General features: G+C 58.5%; 5 protein-coding genes. 1 reads left to right on the plus strand and 4 read right to left on the minus strand.

Translation table 11 applies throughout. The features are described from left to right. Window positions 1-73: 73 nt before the first annotated feature. A complete protein-coding gene (locus SY1_RS03405) occupies window positions 74-2,341 on the plus strand; it encodes a hypothetical protein (RefSeq protein WP_208872683.1) in 2,268 nt (755 codons plus the stop codon). Window positions 2,342-2,440: 99 nt separating this feature from the next. On the opposite strand, the gene SY1_RS03410 is transcribed toward SY1_RS03405, so the two are convergent. From SY1_RS03410 to gcvPB, 4 genes are all read right to left on the minus strand, one after another. Continuing rightward, entirely contained in the window at window positions 2,441-3,331 is an 891-nt protein-coding gene (locus tag SY1_RS03410; protein WP_243440705.1) for a MerR family transcriptional regulator, read from the minus strand. A 78-nt stretch (window positions 3,332-3,409) separates the two neighbouring features. Beyond that, complete coding sequence (locus SY1_RS03415; RefSeq protein WP_015556196.1) at window positions 3,410-4,531, minus strand: ATP-NAD kinase family protein; 1,122 nt, start codon at window positions 4,529-4,531, stop codon at window positions 3,410-3,412. Between the two features lie 85 nt (window positions 4,532-4,616). After that, on the minus strand, window positions 4,617-5,816 hold the full coding sequence (locus SY1_RS03420; RefSeq protein WP_015556197.1) for a DUF819 family protein: 1,200 nt from the start codon (window positions 5,814-5,816) through the stop codon (window positions 4,617-4,619). A 55-nt stretch (window positions 5,817-5,871) separates the two neighbouring features. Beyond that, window positions 5,872-7,231: aminomethyl-transferring glycine dehydrogenase subunit GcvPB (gene gcvPB, locus SY1_RS03425; protein WP_208872687.1), on the minus strand; the 1,360-nt coding region annotated here is incomplete at its 5' end.

Raw genomic sequence — 7,231 nt, forward strand, 5'->3', positions numbered from 1 at the left:
TGTATTGGGCGTGAGACTTCGCTTCACGGACTCCGGAGGCGTCTCGGAGCCCGGACAGACTGGAGGTACTGTGATGAATTGTTTCCTGATCTACACGAGCTTTAAAACCCTTGACCCCGCGACCTGCCCCAGGTCCGTTGACATTCCTGTGCGCACGGACAACAACAACGAAGACGCCGCCTTCGAATCCGAAAGCCAGCGCAGCGGAGACATCCTGTTCAAGTTCAAGCACACCGCTCTCGACCTAAAGCCGGAGAGCCTCCAGGGGATTACCGTAGAGGAAGGGGGCGCGAACACCCCTCTGCTGCTGCTGTACCCCTCGAGCGACGAGTGGAGCGGGAACGCCATCTTCACCGCCTCTCCGGAGACGTGGAGTTCCAACATCGACGTCTACACCCTGGCCTGCACGCTCTCCACGACGACCACGAAGGATCGGGAACAGTTCCTGTTCCGCGGCGACCCAAGGAAGTTCTTCAACCTGGACTCCACCTCCTGGCAGGATAACGACAAGGTGGTGGACGCGCTCATCAAGATACTGAGGACCTCTAAAGACCCCGACAGGACCTCCTATCCGGAGTTCTACGACTCCGGCGTCTTCAAGTTCGACCTGAACGACCCGAAGTACGAGGCGCTGTGCCATCTCATCGGCTACGCGCCAGCCCCCGAGCCCACTCCCGCGCCGCACCCAACGCTTGCACCTGCGCCACAGCCAGCGCCTACCCTTGCGCCGCAACCCGCCCCCGTGCCGCAGCCAACCCCTGCACCGCAGCCAGCGCCGGCCCCTGCGCCACAGCCAGCACCTACTCTTGCGCCGCAACCCGCTCCCGTGTCGCAGCCAACCCCTGCACCTGCGCCGCAGCCAGCGCCGACCCCTGCACCGCAACCTGCTCCCGTGGCGCAGGCAACCCCTGCGCCTGCGCCGCAGCCAGCGCCGGTCCCTGCACCGCAACCCGCTCCCGTGCTGCAGCCAACCCCTGCACCTGCGCCGCAGCCCGCCCCTGTGGCGCAGCCAACCCCTGCCCCCGTGCCGCAGCCAGCGTCGGCCCCTGCACCGCAGCCTGCCCCTGTGGCGCAGCCAACGCCCACTCCTGCACCGCAGCCCGCTCCCGCAGCGGAGCCTGCGCCCGTGAAGGAACCTGCCACGGCACCGCAGGCGTCCGCTCCCGCGGCAGAGCCTGTGTCCGCGAAGGAGTCCCCCCTCGCCCCCCAACCTGAATCGGACGACCCGATGGCTGCACATCCTCAGAGGTTCTTCGCGGCCAATCAGTTCATCGACTCCGACGGTCATCTCCTGAAGCCGGACGACGACCAGGCGAATCGGCACAACATAGAGCTGGCGCTCATGGCCGCGACGGCGACCTGCGGCTTCACGATCCTGGGAGGGACCAACGGCGGGGGCAAGACCCACATGGCCATCAGCTTCGCCAAAAAGATCACCGGCCTCGATGCGGAGGTCTCCGCCGACCTCCTGCCCGTCCGGTCGGACTGGAGGAACGTCGGAGACCTTTTGAACCGCCAGCAGACCCTTGGTGCGAACGGCACGTTCTCGGGGACCGCCTTCTACGATGCACTGTCGGCCTGCGAGATCACCCCTCAGAAGCGCGCTTTCATCATCCTGGAGGCGATGGACCTGGCCCGATCGGAGGACTACCTGACCGAGGTCCTCAGCGCGATGGACATGCGGAATCTGGCGCTGATCCCCTGCCCCGACGGGAACTTTTACCGCATGCCGAAGTTCCTCTTCATCATCGGAACGGCCAACGCGGACGCGACGACGTTCCCCTTCAGCCCCAGGGTTCTGGATCGGGCGTTCTACATTCGCTTCCGGGTGAACGACGTGATGTTCACTGACGACCAAAGCGACGACACGGCCCTGCAGTCCGCCAAGGCCGCCGCGACCTTCCTCGCCATCATCGACGGCGAGATGGAGGAAAAGCTGAAGGCCTTCCGCAAAAAAATACGCACGGACTTCCAAATCGAGGAGCTGCTCTCCGCCGTGAACACCATCCCCGGAAACCACACCGTTTCGCTGGGCTACCGCACTCGGGACGCGATCTACAACTTCATGGCCAACTTCATGTGCCTCAGCGGACAGGACGCCTACAACGTCGATGCGGCCATGCGCGCTTTCGACTGGGCCGTCACCACAAAGATCCTGCCGAAGTTTCAGGGCTCACGCGACGACCTGCAGGCGCCGCTCATCGCTCTGGAACGCGAGCTGCAAAGCCGGGGGCTCCTCCCCTACGGGCCGTCGGGCATGTGGCCATGGCGCACCAAGGACGAGTTGACCTTCCTCCGCTACCAGATGGAAAAGAACGCCGCAAGCGCGATCTACCGTTAAAAACGACCGGCCGGGACGAGCCTTTTGCCCATCCCGGCCGGTTCTTACGGTTTTATCCGGAGGCCTGAAGAAAGATGCGCAGAAACACAAGAATCTCCGTTACGGCCTGACGCGTTTCTCACGCGCAAAAGGCAGGTAGAGTCTGGTCACGTAGTCGTTGGGGTTCGCAGTCATACTGGCGCCAATCAGGTACTCCTCCAGCGATTCTCCGCTCAAGGGGATTTGATGTTGCCTCGCGTAACTTTCGAGGTCCAGGTAGGCAGGAAGCATGTCCCGGTAGGGGCCGACGTAAATGCAGGAAACCGCCTGGAACTCCTCGACGACGCGAACGCAGGGCAGAGAGAGATCGGGGTTTTTAATCCTTATGCAGACCTCCAAATCCCCTTCTCTGTCATCGGGGTTCTCACTAAATTGCTTTTTATAGCCATTGTAAAAGAACGCCATGTTGGCCCCCATCTCTTCCAGACGATGCTCGCTCAAAAACTTGAAGAGTTCCGCGCGCCTTGACGTGAAAAGTTGGTCCACGTGCCAGTAGGAGACGTAGCGAGTGTACGCCACAACCGTCTCGGGAAACGTTTGAACGGAGATGATATCCTGAGCGAACGTCTTTTGATTCGCTATAAGATAGACGGAGCTGTGCAGAATATTCAAGATACGGTCGATGATGGAATCGTACTTTGCCATAATGTCCTTTCTCTCCCTGCGAAGTTCATAAAGCTGTTGTTCCAGCTCCTTTTGCAATGGATTCAGCTCCCTGTTACGGAGCAGCCTTCCGATCTTCTCCAGGGAAAAATTGTATTGCTTCAGCTCTGACAGAAGAAGGATTTCCTCGATCTGTCGGCGTTCGTAGTAGCGATATCCATTTATCTCATCTCTGTAAGCGGGCGTGACCAGACCGCGCTCGTCGTAAAAGCGCAGCTGTTTTGTCGAGACGTTGCAAAGCTTCGCCATTTGTCCAATGGTGTACTTATCTTTGTTGACCGTCATCATCTTCACCGTCCACGTTGAGTTGCAGAGCCCGTCCCTTGCAAAATCATCTATTGATGATACAAATGCGGTTCCTGATCGTCAAAGTGCAACCCCGGCCACCTTCAACACCGTAAACTCTTCGCAGCCGATAACGACTTTCATATATCCTGCCAGAGAGCGATCCACTTCCTCGTCGCCCGTATCGACGTACAATGGGCGGCCCTTCAAGGAGAGCACTTTATCACGGCCTGCCGCAACGATAATGTTATTCCTGCCGACCCTGCGGAGCACTTCTGCACTGATCTGCTGATTTCCGCGACCAAAGAGACAGCCTTGCCCTCCGATGATCGTCACGATAATTTTGACCCTGTCATACTCCTGCACTGCCTCAAGGATTCGCTTTTCCGTACAATCGAGGGCGACGACCCTTTTGTCGTAAACCAGATCAACTCCAAGCAACGTGTTGGGCAGACCGAGCTCCCGCATCACAGCGGCCGTCGTCGAACCTGTCCCGACGATATAAAGCGTGTCGTTCTGCCATTGGCCTGCAACGAATCGTGCCAACGCTTCAACCGAAGAGCTTCCGGAGCCGCCGATCTTTGTGCGTTGCACCAGGGCCTCGTCGTCCGGAATTTTGAGGTAACCATAGAGCCGCGCCTGGACGACGCCATGCCTGAACAGGTCCTCATCGATGTCCATGACCTCGGCCTCTTTGGCCCTATGGATTCGCCCCTGCACGCATTGACGGGCGAGCAGGCCTGCAGCCTGTGGCGTAAGCGCATAGACGCCGGAGTGTATCTTGCATCCTGTCGGGATACCCAGCACCGTTACCTCCTGTCCCACCGCCTTCAGGATGTCCCGCGCGGTGCCGTCGCCCCCTGCAAACAGAAGCAGATCAAGGTCGAGCCTCTGGAGGGCCCTGGCCGCCCGCATCGTGTCCTCGGGCCCTGTGTGAGTGACGCAGGGCTCTCCCACTACCGTACAGGGAAGCCCAACCCGCTGACAGGCCTCCGCCCCCATCGCACCGGAACAGGTATACAGTTCAAACCCCTTATTCAGTGTACCGAGCTGCGTAAGCGCTACCGAGGCCTTCTTCCCACTCTCAAATTCGCCGCCGAGGAGAAGCGCACGCTGCAGGGTATCGACCCCATCGGAGCCCTTTAACCCAACCTTGCCACCAATTCCTGCTATGGGATTGACGATCAGTCCCAATCGTTTCATGGCATCACCTCTTACCCCTTAAGGTGAAATAAAAGGGGCTCCGCAATCGAGCCCCTGAGATCGGCACATGAGGTTTTCGTCGTGCCTACAGCCCAAGGCAGGTCCCGGCAAAGACGCCGTAGTAGTTGCCAAGGACATACCCCAGGGTCCCCACCAGGATAGCGGGGACGACGAGTTCGGTCCACCCCTTGGAGATGGCCATGGCCGCCGACGTCGTAGGGCCGCCGACGTTGGCGTTCGATGCGATGACGATCTCTTCAAGGGTGAAGCCGAACAGTTTCCCGACGCTAAAGGAAACGATCATGTTCGTGGCGACGATGATCGTGCAGAAGAGCAGGAGGAGCGGCGCCTGAGTCACGATCAAACGAATGGAAGCGGGGACGCCGATCACCGTAAAGAAGATGTGGATCAGAAAGGTCCCGATCTCCTGCGCTCCGGCAATGCCGCCAACAAACCCTGGAAACGCCGTCGCGATCAGGACGGTTACTGTCGTCATGACCAGATATTTATTTCCCAATAGTCCGTTGATAAGGGCTTTGGCAAAGCTGTCCTTCGCGATTGCTGCCGAAAAACAGTCCGCGATCACCGTCGACAGAGCGACGATCACGAAGGACAACGCCACCGAACTTGCGATGTCCTTCAGGGCGACTGGTTTCGCCACCCAATAGGACGCCGCGCCCCGATCGCCGTCGCTCCTGGCCGCCACCGCGTCGATCAGGGGATGCTTGTAGTTCTTCAGGAAGAACTTCGAGCCTGAAGCCGCGATCAGCGCAAAGAAGTACAAGGCCATCAAGAGGTTGTCCGCAACCACCGAGGAGGAGACCAGATCGGCCGGGGCTTTATAGGCATCCGCCATGGCGACCAGGTTGACGCTGCCGCCCGTGTAGGTGCCGATCATCATGGTCACGGCAATCCCCAGGTCCTTGACGAGATCCTTCAGCAGGAAATAGCCGATAAAGGCGCCCAGGATCGTCCCGATGCCGCTGATCAAGTAGATGACCAGCAGGCGACCGCTGTCCTTCCATATCCTTCTGATGTTTGCGTTAAAGAGCAGGAGGGGGATGGACAGCGGGACGACATAGCTCCAGACGAAATCGTAGGCCGGTGCGTCCAGGGGGATGACGTTCAGGTTGGACAGGATCATCGCGCCGATCAAGGCGAGCACACAGCCTGTCACTCTGGAAGCCCACCGATAGTTATGTTCCAACTGGATGCTCAACGCCGCAATCGCCGTAAGGATAGCAAACAACACCCACGTCTGGTCCGCGCCGATAAAACTGGTCATTATTCTCGTCTTCCTCCCAGTGGTTATGAATGTTTGAAAATACGCTCCTGAAGCTTCACTTATCCCTGAGGTACTTATTATATGCTCGCCATGTCGTGGCAAACTTATCCCATTCCGTCATGTAAGCCTCATCGATCTGCGTCGCAAGCGCCGCTTTGTGTGGAGCCGTCCTCACCACCTCAGGGTCCGTATAGGCCTCCTCGGCGATGGAGCGGAACGCCTCGACGAACTCGTCGATATCATCCTTGGAGTACGTCTCCACCGGCTCAGGGGTAAACGGCTCAGGGATCACCCTCGGATGATGACTTGAAAAATAGTCCTGGAAACCATAATCCACGATCCTCCGGCAGATATCGTCCGTAGTGACTCCCGTATCCTGCGTCAACTGCTCCCAGCTCAGCCGTGCCTGCTCCATGCGGAATTTTCCCTCCGCCCAGGGCATTGAAAGCCCTTTGATCGTCAGAAGTTTCTTCAGCATGTAGTTGTTGTTCAGGATGGACAACTCCCCGATTTCCTTCATCCCGTCGGGGCCAAGGGAACGAATGTAGGCATAGACCCTGACCAGAACAGCCGGCACCCCGTAGAATTTTCGCAGCTTGCCTATGCTGTCGGGACGGCGGTAATCAAGGTAGTACTTTTTTCCGTCAAACTCCACCGTCGGCACGGCCACGAATTTCGCAAGCTTTTCACTGACGCACTGCGCTCCTGCGCAAGGCCCCTGGCAGCCATGGGGGGAGGAGAAGGACTTGTGCAGGTTGTAATGGCACATATCGAAGCCTGCATCCCGCGCGCGGGTAATCCCGAACACGCCGTTCAGGTTCGCCTGATCATAAGCGCACAGCCCTCCGACCTCATGCACGGCGTCCACAAACCCTCGAATTTTATCGTTATAGATACCCGTATCTTCAGGATTGGTAAGCATCAGGGCTGCAGTGTGCTCCGAAAGAGCCGCTTTTAGCGCTTCAACGTCAGGGAGGCCGTCCTGTCCCGGGAAAAGTGTGATCACCTTATATCCCAGCGTCGCCGCAGCGCCAGGGTTTGCGGGATGGGACAGGATCGTGGTGATGATCTCATTCCTCAGCTTCCCCTCTCCATTGGCCTCATGGTAGGCGCGAATCGTTTCAACGTTGGCAAAAATGGCCTGACTTCCTCCAGAGGGCTGAAGGCTCACGCAGCTCATGCCGGATATCGCTTTGAGGTACTGCGACACTTTATACATGATCTCCAGAATGCCCTGGACCGTGCTCTCGTCCTGATAAGGATGGAGCTCAATCAGCTTTGGGGAACGCACGAATTGTTCGTTGATCTTGGGGCTGTACTTCATCGTACAGGTCCCCAGGCCGATGTCGATGTTGAGGTCCGTGCCCAGCGTCTCTTGCGACAGCCGCATATAATGGCGGAGCACCTGCATCTGC

Source organism: Fretibacterium fastidiosum, from assembly GCF_000210715.1.
GTDB classification, from domain to species: domain Bacteria; phylum Synergistota; class Synergistia; order Synergistales; family Aminobacteriaceae; genus Fretibacterium; species Fretibacterium fastidiosum.